The organism is Pantoea sp. WMus005 (genome assembly GCF_013415305.1).
Classification (GTDB): Bacteria; Pseudomonadota; Gammaproteobacteria; order Enterobacterales; family Enterobacteriaceae; genus Pantoea; species Pantoea rara.
Genome location: NZ_JACBXU010000001.1, coordinates 768,716 through 785,933, shown reverse-complemented (window position 1 = coordinate 785,933; position 17,218 = coordinate 768,716). Strand labels below are relative to the sequence as shown.

At 56.2% G+C, this 17,218-nt stretch carries 16 protein-coding genes; 5 read left to right on the top strand and 11 right to left on the bottom strand.

The genetic code is table 11. From position 1 onward, the window contains the following. Window position 1: 1 nt before the first annotated feature. Window positions 2-625 (bottom strand): LysE family translocator, encoded by a 624-nt coding sequence (locus tag HZZ01_RS03415; RefSeq protein WP_179897042.1) that lies wholly within the window; start codon window positions 623-625, stop codon window positions 2-4. A gap of 152 nt (window positions 626-777) precedes the next feature. On the opposite strand from HZZ01_RS03415, the gene HZZ01_RS03410 reads away from it, so the two are divergent. Further along, window positions 778-1,875, top strand: a complete 1,098-nt coding sequence (locus HZZ01_RS03410; RefSeq protein ID WP_179895505.1) for a glycerol dehydrogenase — start codon at window positions 778-780, stop codon at window positions 1,873-1,875. A 30-nt stretch (window positions 1,876-1,905) separates the two neighbouring features. Here HZZ01_RS03410 and HZZ01_RS03405 read toward each other — a convergent pair whose 3' ends face one another. After that, window positions 1,906-2,757, bottom strand: a complete 852-nt coding sequence (locus tag HZZ01_RS03405) for a hypothetical protein (protein ID WP_179895504.1) — start codon at window positions 2,755-2,757, stop codon at window positions 1,906-1,908. Between the two features lie 344 nt (window positions 2,758-3,101). Then, the gene (cutC, locus tag HZZ01_RS03400; protein WP_179895503.1) at window positions 3,102-3,854 is read right to left on the bottom strand and encodes a copper homeostasis protein CutC; all 753 of its coding nucleotides are present in this window, start codon (window positions 3,852-3,854) and stop codon (window positions 3,102-3,104) included. A gap of 85 nt (window positions 3,855-3,939) precedes the next feature. On the opposite strand from cutC, the gene HZZ01_RS03395 reads away from it, so the two are divergent. Next, window positions 3,940-5,085, top strand: coding sequence for a MalY/PatB family protein (locus HZZ01_RS03395; protein ID WP_179895502.1), 1,146 nt, complete (start codon window positions 3,940-3,942; stop codon window positions 5,083-5,085). Here HZZ01_RS03395 and HZZ01_RS03390 read toward each other — a convergent pair. After that, window positions 5,082-5,642 carry a VOC family protein gene (locus tag HZZ01_RS03390; protein ID WP_179895501.1) on the bottom strand — a complete coding sequence of 187 codons (561 nt, stop codon included), beginning with the start codon at window positions 5,640-5,642 and terminating at the stop codon, window positions 5,082-5,084. The genes HZZ01_RS03395 and HZZ01_RS03390 overlap by 4 nt on opposite strands. 648 nt (window positions 5,643-6,290) lie before the next feature. On the opposite strand from HZZ01_RS03390, the gene argS reads away from it, so the two are divergent. From argS to HZZ01_RS03375, 3 genes are all read left to right on the top strand, one after another. Beyond that, window positions 6,291-8,021 (top strand): arginine--tRNA ligase, encoded by a 1,731-nt coding sequence (gene argS, locus HZZ01_RS03385; protein WP_179895500.1) that lies wholly within the window; start codon window positions 6,291-6,293, stop codon window positions 8,019-8,021. An 89-nt stretch (window positions 8,022-8,110) separates the two neighbouring features. Then, a complete protein-coding gene (locus tag HZZ01_RS03380; protein WP_179895499.1) occupies window positions 8,111-9,028 on the top strand; it encodes a LysR family transcriptional regulator in 918 nt (305 codons plus the stop codon). 155 nt (window positions 9,029-9,183) lie between these two features. After that, window positions 9,184-10,182 (top strand): aldo/keto reductase, encoded by a 999-nt coding sequence (locus tag HZZ01_RS03375; RefSeq protein WP_179895498.1) that lies wholly within the window; start codon window positions 9,184-9,186, stop codon window positions 10,180-10,182. Between the two features lie 140 nt (window positions 10,183-10,322). On the opposite strand, the gene HZZ01_RS03370 is transcribed toward HZZ01_RS03375, so the two are convergent. The 7 genes from HZZ01_RS03370 to cheR all read right to left on the bottom strand — a co-directional run bounded on the left by HZZ01_RS03370 (window position 10,323) and on the right by cheR (window position 17,142). Beyond that, the gene (locus HZZ01_RS03370; protein ID WP_179897040.1) at window positions 10,323-10,715 is read right to left on the bottom strand and encodes a flagellar protein FlhE; all 393 of its coding nucleotides are present in this window, start codon (window positions 10,713-10,715) and stop codon (window positions 10,323-10,325) included. After that, window positions 10,715-12,808 carry a flagellar biosynthesis protein FlhA gene (gene flhA / locus HZZ01_RS03365; protein WP_179895497.1) on the bottom strand — a complete coding sequence of 698 codons (2,094 nt, stop codon included), beginning with the start codon at window positions 12,806-12,808 and terminating at the stop codon, window positions 10,715-10,717. The genes HZZ01_RS03370 and flhA overlap by 1 nt, the downstream gene beginning before the upstream one ends. Then, window positions 12,801-13,952, bottom strand: coding sequence for a flagellar biosynthesis protein FlhB (gene flhB, locus HZZ01_RS03360; RefSeq protein ID WP_179895496.1), 1,152 nt, complete (start codon window positions 13,950-13,952; stop codon window positions 12,801-12,803). Before flhB ends, flhA begins: the two co-directional genes overlap by 8 nt. A gap of 188 nt (window positions 13,953-14,140) precedes the next feature. Then, window positions 14,141-14,782 (bottom strand): protein phosphatase CheZ, encoded by a 642-nt coding sequence (gene cheZ / locus HZZ01_RS03355; protein WP_136196456.1) that lies wholly within the window; start codon window positions 14,780-14,782, stop codon window positions 14,141-14,143. Between the two features lie 9 nt (window positions 14,783-14,791). Continuing rightward, on the bottom strand, window positions 14,792-15,181 hold the full coding sequence (gene cheY, locus HZZ01_RS03350) for a chemotaxis response regulator CheY (RefSeq protein ID WP_136196455.1): 390 nt from the start codon (window positions 15,179-15,181) through the stop codon (window positions 14,792-14,794). A 39-nt stretch (window positions 15,182-15,220) separates the two neighbouring features. Continuing rightward, window positions 15,221-16,270, bottom strand: coding sequence for a chemotaxis response regulator protein-glutamate methylesterase (locus tag HZZ01_RS03345; RefSeq protein WP_090960156.1), 1,050 nt, complete (start codon window positions 16,268-16,270; stop codon window positions 15,221-15,223). Continuing rightward, on the bottom strand, window positions 16,270-17,142 hold the full coding sequence (gene cheR, locus HZZ01_RS03340) for a protein-glutamate O-methyltransferase CheR (protein WP_179895495.1): 873 nt from the start codon (window positions 17,140-17,142) through the stop codon (window positions 16,270-16,272). Before cheR ends, HZZ01_RS03345 begins: the two co-directional genes overlap by 1 nt. Window positions 17,143-17,218: the final 76 nt, after the last annotated feature.

Here is a 17,218-nt window from a genome sequence, read left to right as displayed (position 1 = left end):
TTCAGCGGCGAGACACCGCCAGTTTCGCCGCAAATCCAATAAACACGCAGCCAGTCAGGCGATCCATCACCTTCAGCACCCGCGGCTTTCGCAGATGACCGGCGAAGTAGTGGCTGCCGCCAATTAATACCGCATTCCAGACCAGCCCCAACACCATGTGTGCCAGCGCCATCAGACTGCACCAGAGTGCCACGGATGCCCCAGCGGGGATGAACTGTGGCAGAAAGGTGACGTAAAACACGCCCACTTTAGGATTCAGCAGATTCCCCATTAATCCCCGACTAAAGCAGGCCAGATACCCCTGCGTTCGGGCAGGCTGTTCTGCCATCACGAGCGGATCAAGGCGGGGTTTGAACAGCAATTTTATACCCAGCCAGAGCAGCCAGGCTGCGCCAATCCACTTCAGAGTGTTATAGGCGATTTCAGACGCCATCAGCAGCGCACCCAGCCCAAGGCCTACAGCCACTCCCCAGATCAGACAGCCCAGCGTCACGCCCAGAGCGGCGGCGCAGGCACGCTGCCAGCCCTGCGCGATAGCGGTTCGCAGCACCAGTGCGGTATCAAATCCGGGTGTGAGCGTCAGAATCGTTATCGCAAACAGAAATGAAAATAGCGTGGCGCTCATGGTGATTTCTCCGTTGTCGCTCTTCAGATACAGGGGGGTGTTCACGCAGCTTAACAGCCAGGGGTGGATAATGCCCGGAATCCACTGCCACGATGACCGGATTGTGCCAGGCTGGATCAGGTTGATTCATTCATATCAGGGAGTTCTGGATTATGAGTAAATTTATTTTTTCTTCACCCCGTAAATATGTGCAGGGCGCAGGTGTGCTGGATGAATTGGGAACGTACCTTACTGAGCTGGGCGATCAGGCTTTTCTGGTGGCAGATGAAACGGTCTGGACGCTGATTGGAGAACGAACGCAACAGACCCTGCAGTCTGCCGGCGTGAAATTCAGCTGGCAGCAATTCAATGGCGAGGCCTCCAGTAATGAGATCACGCGTCTCAGTGCGCTGGCGAAGAGCCAGGGCTGTAACGTGGTGGTCGGACTGGGAGGCGGTAAAACACTGGACACTGTTAAGGCCGTCGCGGATGAAATCAGACAGCCGGTGGCCATAGTGCCGACGATCGCCTCCACCGATGCCCCCTGTAGCGCGCTGTCGGTCATCTATTCTGACAGCGGCGTTTTTGAGAGCTATCGCTTTTACAGCAAAAATCCGGATTTAGTGCTGGTGGACACCGCCGTTTGCGCCAATGCGCCAGCACGACTCTTTGCCTCTGGCATTGCAGATGGGCTGGCGACCTGGGTTGAAGCACAGGCAGTGGCGCGTTCGCATTCGAAATCGATGGTCAATGGTGATCCGACACTTGCCGGACTGGCGATTGCCCGAGCCTGTGAAGAAACGCTTCTTACCTGGGGTTACAGCGCCTATGTTGCCGTCACGGAAAAACGCGTGACGCCAGCGGTAGAAGCGGTGGTGGAAGCCAATACGCTGCTCTCGGGGCTGGGCTTTGAAAACGGCGGGCTGGCAGCTGCACACGCCATTCATAATGGTTTCACCGCGATTGAGGGTGATATCCATCATCTGACCCATGGCGAGAAAGTCGCCTATGGCACACTGACGCAGATGGTGCTTGAGAAGCGTCCGGACGAGGAAATTGCTCGCTATATCCGCTTCTATCGCGCGATCAATATGCCGACCACGCTTCGGGAACTGCATCTGGAAAATGAAAGCTGGGAGAATCTGGTGAAGATAGGTGCACTGGCGAACAGTGAAGGCGACACGCTGAAAAACCTTAATCCACACCTTTCACCGGAAGATATTGCCAACGCCCTGCTGGCGCTGGATGCCTTTAGTCAGACAGTAAAATAGTCACCCGAGAGGCGATCAACCGATCGCCTTTTATTCTTCTGCCGCCGCAGGCTGGTCCCAGTACTCATACTTGTAGGCGGAACTGAGGTGGCGTTCGACTGTGCCACGCGTGAAGATTTCGGTCTCATGCAGGTAGCTCAGGGTACAGTTGCCGACCTCATCCCAGGACTGACACTCATCAACCGAACGGACAGTGCTCAGCGGGGTATTCGCCGTGCCATTCAGTCTGACTTCACGCCACTGGGGATCGTAGGTGTATTCGTCTGTGCCCTGGGCGGAGGTGGTCCGCGTCACCAGCCCCTGAGAATTCCAGTGGTAGTGAAACTCACCGTTGGTCAGCGGATCGCTGCCGCGCGCTATGCCCTTCTCCAGTCGTAACTGGCGATCGTAGCGATAGAGAGTGTCGGTAAAACCGCTTTTACCCATGCTGATAAATCTGTCGGAGGCGCTGGTGATATTGCCATGCTGGCCTTTCTGCCAGTTGATCGTCCCCTGTCGGTTATCAACCACGACCTGTTTGCCCTCTTTCAGCACTTTGACCAGATACGTATACTCCGCCACCCAGCCGCCCTGCACCCGGGCGATATGTTGCTCCATGCTGAGGATGACGTTGCGTTCACTTTTGTCATAGCTGACGTCAGCGACCGTCAGATCGCCGCAGGCATCAAACTGACCCAGTACCCGCTTTTGCGAATTGACATCTTTGCCAAATTCACCCGCAATCACCTGTTTCACCGCGCCTTTCGCATTACCGCCCAGCAAAATCAGCGTATTGCTGTTCGCAACAGCAGTATTGTTCGGGCTGCATGTGCTGGCCACTGTGTTGCCACTGCACAGCGCAGTCAGCATCAGGCTTAAAACAAGAATCTGATTGCGTTTCATAGGGTCAATTCCAGGCGATATTGCTTTCAGTGTAAACGCTGCAGTGATGAACAGCGGTAATCTGTGATGATTTCAGCCTGCATCACCCGATTAACAGTAGTGATGCGACACAACAGGGGCCTGACGGAGAATGCCTGTAATCAGGTTCCCGGCGGGCACTGACGGCCTGGATGACATTCATTATTCATAAAAGGCAGGGAATTTTAATTGAACCGGGCGAAACGATGCCACTGCAAACGGAGCGTGCTTTACACAAAAAGAACCCCAGCAAGCTGTACTGGGGTTTGGTACTTGCAAACACCACGTCAATGATCGGCGTGCTGCGCGGCAAAATCTGTTGTGGTTCAGGCGACCCGAACGGTGCTCATCTGCATCACGCTTTTCATCGCCTCAACCACATCGCCGTCTACACAATAGCGGCTGAACTCATCGGTCTCGGCTTCTGAACACATGGAGACCCCCGCTTTGCGGTAACGCATCGGCGACGCCAGCAGGCGACTGGCCGAGCTGTGGACTTCCTCAATCCCCATGTCGAGAAACTTTTGCAGGTTGCTGAGACGAACGCCGGCACCCGCCATAATAATAGGACCGGTACTGGTCTCATTAAGTTCCCTGAGTAATGCAATTCCGTTTTCAGCGCTCTGCTGCTGACCGGATGTCAGAATACGCGCCACACCCAAATCTGTTAACGCTTCCAGTGCGCGTTTAGGGCTGTGGCAGAGATCGAAGGCGCGGTGAAAGGTCACGGCCATGCCGTCACACAGCGCCATAATCTGCCGCATCTGACCATGATGAATGTGAGCCTCCTCGTCCAGCATCCCAATCACCAGGCCAGGGAAACCCAGTTCACGTATTAATGCGACGTCTGATTTCATCGCTTCAAATTCGCGTGCGCTGTAACAAAAATCGCCACCCCGTGGCCGGACAATAGGATGAACCGGAATCGAAACGTCGCGCCGGACAGCGTTCAACATGCCCGCTGAGGGGGTGAGGCCGCCTTCACGCGGTGCGGTACACAGTTCCACCCGATCGGCCCCCGCCTGTTGTGCAGTTACAGCGCAATCCACGCCATAGCAGCAAATTTCCAGTGTGGTCATTCTCTTCTCCTTTACATGACTCTGGTTCAAGGCAGATTCATCAGTTAGTCTGGCTGCTGGAATGAGTTTACCGGGAAAGTTAACTATGGCATTCAATTTCGACCAACGGATAGACCGTCGTCACAGCGATAGCCTTAAATGGAACAAATATGCGGACCAGGACATTCTGCCGCTTTGGGTGGCAGATACGGATTTTCGATCGCCTGACTGCGTTATCGATGCGATTAAAGCCCGCGCCGAACATGGGATTTTTGGCTATGGCGACACGCCGGTAGCGTTTATCGACAGCGCCGTTGCCTGGCTTGCCTCACGCTATCAGTGGCACGTTAATCCGGAGTGGATTGTGGTGTTGCCGGGCGTGGTGTGTGGACTGAATCTCACCGTGCGGGCGTTTACCGCGCCCGACGAGCTGACGATCACCCCTGTGCCCATCTATCCGCCGTTTCGTGGTGCAGCAAAACTGGCAGAGCGGGAACAGGTCAATCTGCCCTTAACGCTGGAAGAAGGACGCTGGCTGCTGGATCTGGATGCGGCTCAAGGCCAGCCAGGCGGTAAAGAGCGGCTGTTAATGCTGTGCAACCCGCAGAATCCGGGCGGCACTGTCTATCGCCGCGAGGAACTTCAGGCGCAGCTGGAATTTGCGCAGCAGCACAATCTGATTGTCTGTTCTGATGAGATCCACAGCGATGTGTTACTGGAACCAGGCGTTCAGCACATTCCATTTGCTTCACTGAGTGAAGAGGCGGCGCAGCGCAGTGTGACGCTGATGTCACCCTCCAAGAGTTTCAATATTGCCGGTCTGGGTGCGTCCATCGCCATCATACCCAACGCCGAACTGCGCGCACGCTTTAACCGGTTGCGACGCGGCATTGTGCCGGATGTGGATATTCTCGCACTCACTGCAGCGGCAGCAGCATGGCGCGAAGGTGAACCCTGGCTGAACGCACAGAACGCCTATCTGCGCAGTAACCGTGACTGGCTGGTGTCGCAGGTCAATAAAATGACTGGCCTGTCCGTCGCTGCGCCGGAAGCGACCTATCTCGCCTGGATCGATGCCAGCGCGCTGGGCGTGGCCAGCCCTGCCCTCTATTTTGAGAAGCACGGGCTGGGCTTAACGGCCGGACGCGAGTTTGGCAATGACCAGTTTGTCCGGCTCAACTTCGGCTGTACCCGTGCCCTCCTGGATGAAGCGGTGGCGCGCCTGAAGCGCGCCGTGGCCGCCCGCATCTAGTTCTGTTCGCTGGCGACAATCTCCTCCAGTCGCCACGGGTGAAACTTGATTGTCGTCTGCCCATCCGTCACCGCAAGGGTCGGATTGGGCAGACGTTCATTCTCGCCCTGTGGAGAGCTGGTTTTAAAAGAAATACCCGGCTGCGTCAGTGCCTCATCGGATAGTAACGCCATCGCTCGCATGCCCAGCGTCTGATGATCGCCGCGTAACACCACCTCTATATGCTCCCAGCCTTCATGGCGGTAACGCTTTTCACCCGGCCACGGCAGTTCAACGACATCAATCTGCCTGCCCGCGACCACCAGCGGATCATGGAGTTTAAACAGGCAAATCTGCCGTCCGTTGATCATTGCAGCCGAAAACTCGGTGCCAATCTGCTGCAGGCCTTGTTGCCAGCGGTTCGCCGTCGTGTCCTGATGACAACGCACCGAAATATGATCCACTTCCAGTTCGTTAAGGCACAAACCCAGTCTTTGCGCAAAATTTTGCAACGATTCCTCAAAACGTCCTAAATCTGTCTTTAAATCATCCAATTCTGCCGGAAAAGTTCGCTCCACCACCCTCATTCCTCTCTATTTGTTTAGCATTTATAATCAGTCTGGTTTATTGTGCGCCGCGTTCTCAGCGTCACATAATGGTAAGATTCATCTTATTTGGGCTGAAATTTAATGCAAAACCGTATAATAACATCTTTCATTTCGGATTTATCTCCTGTTTAGGGCCACCAGTTGCTTGATGAAAGCATGTTAAGTTAATGATTTAAATCAACTTCTTTAATACAATAAGATAACTCTCATTTGAAGGGCAAACAATTGCAGCCTTCCCTGCCTTCCTATAAATTTGACCTAACACAACCAAAAGGAATGGCTCTATGTCTATGCTCATCGTTGTCGCTGTCCTGATCGCATTGATGGGATTTGCAATTTCCCGCCATTGGAAGGTGCGTGAAGATAAAAGCGTAAAGAACCCACGCCGTCACTTACGACGTCGTTAACGCCTCAGGGAAACATCTTCTTCAGCTCTGTTTCCCCGCTTCATCCAACTGCTGACGCCCACCCACATTTCACGTATACTTTTCCCCTCATTTTTTTCCGTTTTGTCTGCCCCATCCGTTTCCGCCAATCCGTTACGCGATGCACTCAGGCAAGATGATGACAGCCCGGCTTAGCAGGTCAGGGCATTGTTCAGCATATGAAGGTAACCCGGTGAATATTCAGGCACTTCTTTCCGCAAAAGTCAGTCAGGCAATGGTTTTAGCCGGCGCACCCGCCGATTGCGAACCGCAGGTTCGTCAGTCCGCCCGGGTTCAGTTTGGAGACTATCAGGCCAACGGCATTATGGCTGTGGCAAAAAAGCTGGGACAGGCACCGCGACAATTAGCGGAAACGGTGATTCAGCACCTCGACCTGACCGGCATCGCCAGCAAGGTTGAAATTGCCGGGCCAGGCTTTATCAATATCTTCCTGGACCACAACTGGCTGGCAACCCACGCCCGTGAAGCACTGAGTCTGCAGCGCCTGGGCGTGCAGCTGGCCGAGCCGCAGACTATCGTGGTCGACTACTCTGCGCCTAACGTCGCCAAAGAGATGCACGTTGGCCACGTCCGCTCCACCATCATTGGTGACGCGGCGGTGCGCACGCTGGAGTTCCTGGGTCATAAAGTGATCCGCGCCAACCACGTGGGCGACTGGGGTACGCAGTTCGGCATGTTGATCGCGTTTCTGGAAAAGCAGCAGAATGAAGATCACGCAGAGATGGCGCTGGCCGATCTCGAAGGCTTCTACCGTGAAGCCAAGCGCACCTATGATGAAGATCCTGAGTTTGCCGAGCGCGCACGCAGCTATGTCGTGAAGCTCCAGGGTGGCGATGAATATTGCCGCCAGATGTGGAAGAAACTGGTCGACATCACCATGAGTCAGAACCAGAAAATCTATGACCGCATGAACGTGACCCTGACGCGCAAGGATGTCATGGGTGAAAGTCTCTATAACGATATGCTGCCTGGCATCGTCTCCGACCTGAAGCAGAAAGGCTTAGCGGTCGAGAGTGAAGGCGCGACCGTGGTGTTCCTGGATGAATTCCAGAACAAAGAAGGTGAGCCGATGGGCGTCATCATCCAGAAAAAGGATGGCGGCTACCTCTATACCACCACCGATATCGCCTGTGCGAAATATCGTTACGAAACGCTGAAAGCCGATCGTGTGCTTTATTACATCGACTCACGCCAGCATCAGCATCTGGTCCAGGCCTGGACCATCGTGCGTAAAGCGGGTTATGTACCGGCATCTGTGCCGCTGGAGCACCATGCATTCGGCATGATGCTGGGCAAGGATGGCCGTCCGTTCAAAACCCGCAGCGGCGGCACCATCAAGCTCTCCGATCTGCTGGATGAAGCTTATCAGCGTGCCTACACACTGGTGCGTGAGAAGAACCCGGAGATGAGCGAAGCGGAAGTGAAAACGCTGGCAGAAGTGGTTGGCATCAGCGCGGTGAAATACGCTGACCTGTCAAAAAGCCGCACCACCGATTACATCTTCGACTGGGATAACATGCTGGCGTTTGAAGGCAACACCGCGCCTTACATGCAGTATGCCTACACCCGCGTGCTCTCCGTGTTCCGCAAAGCGGGCATTGATGCCGATTCGCTGGATGCGGCGATTGTGATCAGTGAGGAGCGTGAAGCGCAACTGGCCACCCGTCTGCTGCAGTTCGAAGAGGTTATCACTCAGGTGGCTCGTGACGGTACACCGCATGTGATGTGTGCTTATCTCTACGATCTGGCGGGTCTGTTCTCTGGCTTCTACGAGCACTGCCCGATCCTCAGCGCAGAGTCAGAAGCAACCCGTCTGAGCCGACTGCAGTTGGCCGCGCTGACGGCGAAAACGCTGAAGCAGGGTCTGGATACGCTGGGTATCGACACCGTCGAGCGCATGTAGTCTCAGAAACGGAGAGGGTTTACCCTCTCCGTCTCTGCTCTCAGTTAACCTCCCTGAATGCCCCTGAATCTCCGCAACAGGAGAGTGTTATGTCTGTCGCCGCACACCTTATCAGCAGCCACCTCCCCACCATCAGGCAGTTGCAGTGCTTTCTGGCTGTCGCCCACGAGCTTAATTTTCGCCGTGCCGCAGAACGACTTAACATGACGCAGCCTCCGCTCACCCGCCAGATCCAAAGCCTGGAAAACCTGCTCGGTCAGTCGCTGTTCAGTCGCACAACCCACGCGGTAACACTTACCGAAGCTGGCCGTGCGCTGGTCGCGAAAGCAGAAGCGATCCTGACAGCATTAAGTGCCTTAAAGCAGGCAGCACAGCCCGCCGCCGCACAGCTGCGCATCGGGTTGACCCGCACGCTGAACTTTGAACTGATCGCGCCGCTCAATAAGCAGCTCGCCAGTTTCCTTGCCCGCGATGAGATGGAGATGCCCAGCCTGACTTCCGCTCAGCTGCTCCAGAGCCTGGCGAAAAACAACCTGGATTTGATCCTCACCGGCGAAAAAGGGCCCGAAGCCGAAGAGGTCGTCCGGTACGCCTGGGTTTACCGCGAGCCGCTGCTCGTCGCTATACCGTCGACGCACCCAGCCAGCCTGCGGCAAAACGTCTCGCTGGACATGCTCGCTGACCTGCCGTTGTTCTGGTTTGCACGCAGTGCCAATCCGCAGTTTTACGATAAGTGCGAGCGCTACTTCGCCACGCTCAGCGTCACGCTGAAACGGCTGAGAGAGCCGGATGATTCCCTGCTGATGCTATCGCACATCGCCAGAGGCAAGGGATTCGCCCTGATGCCGCAGTCAAAATGTACCTTTAACCAGGCAGGACTCTGTTATCGCCCGCTGACGGAAGGCGCTGCGCAACAGCTGGCAATTGATGTTTATGCGGCTATTCGCGCCGATGAAAAAAATGCGGCGGTTCTTGATGCGCTGCATGCACTTTCGCAGCCCGCGTAAAGCGATGCCTCTACGCGCGGCTGAGTCGAAGTACCCTCCGTTCAGTTGCTGTCTGAATCCCTCACTTCACTGATACCTTTTTTGCATGACGGAAAGAGCAATTCATTGCTTTAACGCGGAGTGAAACAATCGTGTCTCACTTACGAGGAGAGACAATGAAAAAGCGAACGTTAACTCAGGGTCTGGACGTCAGCGCCATCGGCTATGGCGCAATGGGGCTCAGCGAATTTTATGGTCAGACTGATGATCGTCATTCCCTGCAACTGCTCAGCCAGCTGCGCGACCTGGATATCACCTTCATCGATACCGCCGATCTTTACGGACGTGGCCACAATGAGCAGTTGATCGGTCAGTTTCTTGCCGGGATGAGCAAGGCTGAACGCCTGAAGTTCACCGTCGCCACCAAATGTGGTATTGAGCGTCCGGCAGATGAGGCCTATGCCCGCACCATCAACAATCAGCCGGACTACATTACCCGCAGCTGCCATGCCTCCCTGAAACGACTGGGCGTCGAACGTATCGACCTCTTTTATCTGCACCGCATCAGTCCGGCGACGCCGATTGAGGAGAGCATGCAGTGTCTCAGCCGTCTGGTGCAGGAAGGAAAGATCGCCCGGATTGGGCTGTGTGAAGCCTCTGCCGCAACACTGAACCGGGCGCAGGCGATCCACCCGCTGGCCGCGCTGCAGACGGAGTATTCACTCTGGACGCGGGACATTGAGAAAGACATTCTGCCCACGGTGAAAAAGCTCGGTATCGGTCTGGTGCCCTATTCCCCGCTGGGCAGAGGGTTCCTGACCGGTAAATACCGTAAAAACAGTGATTTTGCCGAGGGTGATTTCCGCAAAAACAATGACCGCTTCCAGCAGGAAAATATTGATCACAATCTCCAGCTTCTTAACGCGGTGACGCCGCTGGCGGAGAAATATCACGCCACCACCGGCCAGATCGCGCTGGCCTGGCTACTGGCACAGTATGAAAAAATTGTTCCGATTCCGGGGACTAAACAGATCGCTTATCTCACTGAAAATGCGCAGGCTGCAGATATCGAGCTGGAGGAGCAAGACCTCCGGTTGCTAAAGAGTATTCATCAGCAGATTGAGGTTAAAGGCGGGCGCTACTCTGAAGAGGGAATGAAAGGCGTTAATGCCTGAATTCTGACCTATACGTCGGTGCCTGATTTACCGGCTGGTAGCAGGTGCGTTAATCGTTGCTCTGTCAGCGACCCAATAGCCGATGCACATATCTGATGGGCATCGGCGTATCCCGCGCCTGAATCATAGTTGCTGATTCATTATTCGTAATTGACCATCACTTCGCTGCTCACCACCCGTAAGCCGGGTGGCAGCGCCCCGCTGCCGGCAAAACCAAACACCATGTGCAGCGTTTCACCCGCGTTCAGATGAGCCAGACCGCGCGTGGTGCCGCTGGCGCCCTCAAGCGACGTGCAACGCTGTTCGCCACACAGCCGCACTTCCATGCCAGACGGGGCCGGCCTGCTCAGCTCATAACGCCAGTTAATGATGCTGACTTCCCCACTGACGTCGGCGGGAGGCGTCAGCGGTTGCGCCCGTTGCCAGCTGCCTCGATTCGCCAGCAGCGGCCCGTTGGCCGTGCCGCTCCAGGCCCCCCCAGCCGCCTGAGCCATCAGCGGCAGTATTAACACGGCAGTCACCAGCCAGCGCATCATTTGCCTCCGATGGTCGCAGTCATACGGATCTGGCGGTTGTCGCTCAGTTCCAGATTGGAGAGCACCACCAGCTGTGGCAGATTGCGGCGCAGAAATCTCGCCAGCAGTGCTCGCAGCGGATGATTGACCAGCAACACCGGCGGCGCACCCAGCATCTCCTGACGCTGCAATGCCGCCTGTGCCTGACTTAACAGCCGATCGGCCAGACCCGGCTCCAGTCCGCCACCGCCCTGCAACGCCTGTAACAGCAGACGTTCAAGCGTGGAATCCAGCCCGATAACCTGCACTTCTTCATTGCCCGGGAACCACTGCTGAGTAATCGCACGGCCCAGCGCCACACGTACCACGCTGGTCAGTTCCTGCGGATCGCTCTGCACCGGCGCATGCTCTGCCAGCGTTTCGATGATGGTCCGCATATCGCGAATCGATACCCGCTCCACCAGCAGGTTCTGCAGCACCTTGTGCAGCGTGGTCAGTGAGATCACACCTGGCACCAGATCTTCAGTCAGCTTCGGCATCTCCTGGCTAACACGATCCAGCAGCTGCTGTGCTTCCTGACGGCCAAACAGCTCGCTGGCAAACTGGCCAATCAGATGGTTGAGGTGGGTTGCTACGACAGTACTGGCTTCAACCACGGTAAAGCCCTGAATCTGCGCCTGCTCTTTCAGTGCGCTGTCAATCCAGACCGCCGCCAGACCAAAGGCCGGATCGACGGTTGCTTCGCCCGGCAGACTGCCGGCAGCTGTGCCAGGGTTAATCGCCATCCAGCGGCCAGGATAGGCATCACCGCTGCCAATCTCCACCCCTTTCATCAGGATGCGATAGCGCGCAGGTGGCAGATCCATGTTGTCGCGGATATGCACCACGGGCGGCAGGAAACCAACATCCTGAGCAACCTTCTTGCGAATACTGCGGATACGTCCCAGCAGCTCACCGTTTTGCTGATGATCGACCATCGGAATCAGGCGATAGCCCACTTCCATACCCAGCGTATCTTCCAGCTGCACATCAGTCCACGACGCTTCGGTGGCGGCTGGCGTGTCTGCCGGTTTGTTGCTGATGCTGCCTGCAACGTCCACTTTCTTCTTCGGCTGAGCTTCGCGACCACGCAACCACCAGGCCAGACCCAGTAAGGCGGCGGTGAACAGCAGGAAGACGAAGTTAGGCATGCCAGGCACCAGACCCAGCAGGCCAATCACCCCGGCGCTGAGCATCAGTACGCGAGGATCCTTGAACAGCTGAGTGACCATCTGCTCGCCGACATCCTGATCGGTGGCGACGCGCGTCACGATAACACCGGCAGCGGTGGAGATCACCAGCGCCGGGATCTGCGCAACCAGACCATCACCGATGGTCAGTAGCGTATAGGTCTCTGCGGCATGGCCTGCATCCATACCGTGCTGCACCACGCCCACCAGCAGGCCGCCGATGACGTTGATGACCATGATCATGATACCGGCAACGGCATCACCACGAACGAACTTACTCGCACCGTCCATCGAACCGTAGAAGTCAGCTTCCTGGGTCACTTCAGCACGGCGGCGTTTGGCCTCATCTTCGCCGATCAGACCGGCGTTGAGGTCGGCATCGATCGCCATCTGCTTACCTGGCATCCCGTCCAGCACAAAGCGCGCGCCCACTTCAGCGATACGACCGGCACCCTTGGTGATAACCATAAAGTTGATGATCACGAGGATGATAAACACCACGATACCGATGGCAAAGTTACCGCCCACCAGGAAGTGGCCGAACGCTTCAACGACCTGTCCCGCTGCGGCGGCACCGGTGTGCCCTTCCATCAGGATGATACGCGTCGAGGCGACGTTCAGCGCCAGACGCAGCAATGTCGAGAACAGCAGAATGGTCGGGAACGCCGCGAACTCCAGGGTCCGCTGGGTGAACATCGCCACCAGCAGGATCATGATCGACAGCGCAATGTTAAAGGTGAACAGCAGATCGAGGATAAACGGCGGTAATGGCAGAACCATCATCGACAGGATCATCAGGATCAGTACCGGCCCGGCCAGTACCTGCCACTGCATATCTTTAAAGCCCGGTAAACGTAGCTTTACGGCCAGGTTATTAGCCATCGTTGTTGTTCTCTCCTGCAAAGTCCATCTCTGCCGGGACCGGCAGGTCTTTTGGTTTGGTTGGGATCAGGCCGCCTTCGCGCTTCCAGCGACGTGACTGCCAGACCCATGCCAGCACTTCGGCCACGGCCGCATAGAGCGCGCCGGGTATGTGCTGACCAATTTCGGTATGTCGGTATAACGCACGCGCCAGCGGCGGTGCTTCCAGAACCGGAATGCGGTGTTCAGCAGCCAGTTCACGAATTCTCAGGGCGATCTCACCCGCGCCTTTCGCAACAACCTTCGGCGCACTCATCTTCTTCTCGTTGTACTGCAGTGCCACCGAGTAGTGCGTCGGGTTGGTGACGATGACATCCGCTTTCGGTACATCCGCCATCATCCTGCGGCGCGCAGCGGCGCGCATCTGTTGACGGATACGCCCTTTAACGTGCGGGTCACCTTCCTGCTGCTTATGCTCGTCGCGGATTTCCTGCATCGACATCTTCAGCTTTTTAAAGTGGCTGTATAGCTGCCAGAAGACGTCATACCCCACCATCGGGATCAGGCCCAGCATCACCAGCGAACAGCAAATCGCAATCATCTCCATGCCGTGAATCAGCGCGGTGACAGGGGCTTCGCTGATCAGCCGCAGCATCTCAGGCCAGTGGCTCCAGATGTACCACCAGCCCACCGAGCCGACCAGAATAGTCTTAAGGATGCCTTTAAACAGTTCGGTCCAGGCCTGAGCAGCAAACATCCGCTTGAAACCGGCCATCGGGCTCATCTTCTTCGGGTCGAACTTGATCGATTTACCGCTGAAAACGATACCGCCCAGCAGCATGGGCGCGGCAATCGCCACCAGCACCAGACCGCCCATCAATGGCAGCAGCGCCATCAGTGCCTGAGTGATCAGGCTGCCGATGTGACCGACGATAACTTTGTCATCTCTGACCATGCCGTGGTCAAAACGGAGCCCGGTTGCGACCATCGCCGCCAGCCGGTGCGCCATCATGTTGCCGCCTATCCACAGGATCATGATGCCGGCCAGCAGCATCAGTACAGATGTCAGTTCGCGCGAACGCGGAATCTGGCCCTCTTCACGCGCTTTCTCAAGTCGATGGGCCGTGGGCGATTCTGTTTTGTCTTCGTCGCTATCTTCAGCCACGACAAACCTCGGTTGGCAGGAATTCTGAGCTTAGGATGCCAAATCTGGCTTAAGTTAAAGCGGAGATAAGAAGGGGGAAACAGGCGTTCTTTCGGGGATGGATCTGACAATGCAGAACGGGGTCACCCAAAGGTGACCCTGTTTAGTTTATTTTGCAGCGGTTTTGCCCGTCCGCAGGCGGACGAAACTTAGAAGCCTAAGCTGTCCAGCAGGTCATCAACCTGATCCTGGTTCGCCACGACGCCGGGGGCATCGTTGTGGATCTGCGGACCGTTCAGCAGGCTGTTGCCAACCTGACGCTTCTCAGCGCTGACTTCTGGCATGTTCTCCAGCAACACCATTAACAGCTGGCGCTCAATTTCCTGGATCACATCCATCATGCGCTTGATAACCTGACCCGTAAGGTCCTGGAAATCCTGCGCCATCATGATTTCAAGCAGCTGCTTGTTCGTAAAGGCGGTGTGTTCTGGCACGGCGGTGAGGAATTCGCGTGTATCCGTCACCAACTCCCGCGCATCACCCAGTTCAATCGGGTTCTCAAACCACTCATCCCAACGCCCTTTCAGCTGCGTTGCTCCGGCTTCCATCTTATCCTGATGGGGTTGTGCTGCTTCGACACAGTTCAACGCACGGTCGGCGGCCTGCGCCGTCATCTGCACAACATAATCCAGACGATCGCGAGCATCAGGAATGGCTTCAGCTGCATCGGCAATGGCTTTATCCAGCCCCAGCTCGCGCAGACTGTCGCGCAGCATGCGCGTCAGAGAGCCAATGCGTGAAATGATGTCGGGTGCCGCGGCATCCTCAGTTGGTTTCGGAAAGTCGCTCATCACATCCCCTTACATGCCCAGTTTTTCGAAAATTTTACCCAGCTTTTCTTCCAGGGTCGCTGCGGTGAATGGCTTCACCACATAACCACTGGCACCCGCCTGGGCGGCGGCGATAATGTTCTCTTTCTTCGCTTCCGCGGTCACCATTAACACCGGCATCGAACTCATTGCCGCGTCGGCACGAATGGTCTGCAGCAGTTGCAGGCCATCCATGTTTGGCATGTTCCAGTCGGAAATCACGAAGTCGAAACCGCCCGCTTTTAGTTTGCCGAGGGCATCCACACCATCTTCCGCTTCTTCTACGTTATTGAAGCCCAGCTCTTTCAGCAGGTTACGCACAATACGACGCATCGTATTGAAGTCGTCTACTACCAAAAAGCGCATGTTTTTATCAGCCATATCTACTCCTGAGTTGTCTCGCCCGGCGGGACGGGCTTGTTAAATACGCAATGCCTGTCCGGCGCTAATTTTCGCCAGCATGTGCTGGCTGATGTTGCTTAAATCTACGACTTCGCTCACGCCGCCTGTGGCGATGGCCTCACGCGGCATGCCAAATACCACACAGCTGGCTTCGTTCTGGGCGATAGTCCAGGCGCCTGCCCGATGCATTTCCAGCATGCCGGCCGCACCGTCGTTGCCCATTCCGGTAAGGATGACTCCTACCGCATTTCGTCCGGCGTACGTTGCCACCGATTTAAACAGCACATCCACAGAGGGTTTGTGCCGGTTAACCGGTGGCCCTTCATTCAGTTTCACCACATAGTTGGCACCACTTCGGGCCAGCTCCATGTGCATTGCGCCTGGCGCGATATAGGCGTGGCCCGGCAGGATACGCTCACCATCTTCGGCTTCTTTCACCGTAATCTGACACAGCTTATTCAGACGCTCGGCAAAAGAGCGGGTAAAGCCTGGTGGCATATGCTGGGTAATCAGCAGTGCCGGGCTGGTCGCCGGTAACGGCTGCAGCACATGGCGAATGGCCTCGGTTCCACCGGTTGAGGAGCCAATCGCAATCAGCTTCTCACTACTCAATAGCGGACCGGCTTTCAGTGTCGCTGGCACCGGCATCGCTGTCCGGTTGTGCAGACGGGCACGGGAAGCCGCACGAATTTTGTCGCCAATCATCTGGCTGTACGCCAGCATCCCTTCGCGGATGCCGAGCTGGGGTTTGGTGACAAAATCCACCGCTCCCAGCTCCAGCGCGCGCAGCGTAATTTCGGAGCCTTTTCCGGTCAGCGATGAAACCATCACCACCGGCATTGGCCGTAACCGCATCAGTTTTTCGAGGAAATCGAGGCCATCCATGCGCGGCATTTCCACATCCAGCGTCAGCACCTGCGGATTGAACTGCTTAATCAAATCGCGGGCAACCAGCGGATCGGGCGCCGTAGCGACCATCTCCATATCCGGATGACTGTTGATGATCTCGGTCATCAACTGCCGCATCAGCGCAGAGTCATCTACGCACATCACGGTGATTTTGCTCATCATCTTTCCTTCGTCAGTCCATAGACGGTTTGCCCGCGCAGCCAGAACTCTTTACTGATCTGACTGAAGTTTTCTGAGTGCCCGGCGAACAGGATGCCGCCCGGCTTCAGCAGTGGGACAAACCGACGCAGAATCTTCTCCTGCGTCTCTTTATCGAAATAGATCATCACATTGCGACAGAAAATCGCGTCGAACTGACCCGGCAGCGCCCAGTCATTCGCCAGCAGATTAAGCTGCGCGTAAGTGACCATATTGGTCAGCTCGGGGCGCGCCCGCACCATACCGGCATGCGGACCGGTGCCACGCAGAAAGTAGCGCTGCATTTGCGCGGGTGACAGCGTACGCAGCTCTTCCTGGCGATAGACACCTGACACCGCTTTTTCCAGCACCTGGGTGTCGATATCGCTGGCATGAACCTGGAACTTACCCGGTCCGGTCCCCAGCGCTTCCGCCAGCGTCATGGCGATTGAATAAGGTTCTTCGCCGGTTGACGCTGCGGTGCTCCAGACGCTGAAGTTGCCCTGTCGCTTACGTGCATGCTCCGCCAGAATCGGGAAGTGATGCGCTTCACGGAAGAACGCGGTCAGGTTAGTGGTCAACGCGTTGATAAAAGCCTGCCACTCGGCGCTGTTCGGATCGGACTCCAGCAGCGCCAGGTAGCGACCGAAATCATCGATGTTCAGCGTACGCAGGCGACGAACCAGACGGTTGTAAACCATCTCGCGCTTGTGATCGGCCAGTACGATTCCGGCACGCTGATAGATCAGCTGGCTGATACGACGAAAATGCGTATCGGAGAGCGGTAATCGCTGCACCATCTGCGACAGCAGCGTTGTCGTCTCACTTTGATCTAAAATTGTCGATTTTTTCATCTCTGCACCTGGCCCGAACTGACTATATTATTTTTCTGCTGCGATGCCCGGCGGCTTAACGGCGACCGGGCCACGG

What these genes read in the sequence shown, in the direction of transcription:
- cheY (WP_136196455.1), bottom strand. Translation starts at nt 15,181, where the DNA reads ATGGCTGATAAAAACATGCGCTTTTTGGTAGTAGACGACTTCAATACG.
- HZZ01_RS03375 (WP_179895498.1), top strand. Translation starts at nt 9,184, where the DNA reads ATGAAAAAGCGAACGTTAACTCAGGGTCTGGACGTCAGCGCCATCGGC.
- cutC (WP_179895503.1), bottom strand. Translation starts at nt 3,854, where the DNA reads ATGACCACACTGGAAATTTGCTGCTATGGCGTGGATTGCGCTGTAACT.
- HZZ01_RS03410 (WP_179895505.1), top strand. Translation starts at nt 778, where the DNA reads ATGAGTAAATTTATTTTTTCTTCACCCCGTAAATATGTGCAGGGCGCA.
- HZZ01_RS03370 (WP_179897040.1), bottom strand. Translation starts at nt 10,715, where the DNA reads ATGCGCTGGCTGGTGACTGCCGTGTTAATACTGCCGCTGATGGCTCAG.
- HZZ01_RS03405 (WP_179895504.1), bottom strand. Translation starts at nt 2,757, where the DNA reads ATGAAACGCAATCAGATTCTTGTTTTAAGCCTGATGCTGACTGCGCTG.
- HZZ01_RS03345 (WP_090960156.1), bottom strand. Translation starts at nt 16,270, where the DNA reads ATGAGCAAAATCACCGTGATGTGCGTAGATGACTCTGCGCTGATGCGG.
- HZZ01_RS03395 (WP_179895502.1), top strand. Translation starts at nt 3,940, where the DNA reads ATGGCATTCAATTTCGACCAACGGATAGACCGTCGTCACAGCGATAGC.
- cheR (WP_179895495.1), bottom strand. Translation starts at nt 17,142, where the DNA reads ATGAAAAAATCGACAATTTTAGATCAAAGTGAGACGACAACGCTGCTG.
- cheZ (WP_136196456.1), bottom strand. Translation starts at nt 14,782, where the DNA reads ATGAGCGACTTTCCGAAACCAACTGAGGATGCCGCGGCACCCGACATC.
- HZZ01_RS03380 (WP_179895499.1), top strand. Translation starts at nt 8,111, where the DNA reads ATGTCTGTCGCCGCACACCTTATCAGCAGCCACCTCCCCACCATCAGG.
- flhA (WP_179895497.1), bottom strand. Translation starts at nt 12,808, where the DNA reads ATGGCTAATAACCTGGCCGTAAAGCTACGTTTACCGGGCTTTAAAGAT.
- HZZ01_RS03415 (WP_179897042.1), bottom strand. Translation starts at nt 625, where the DNA reads ATGAGCGCCACGCTATTTTCATTTCTGTTTGCGATAACGATTCTGACG.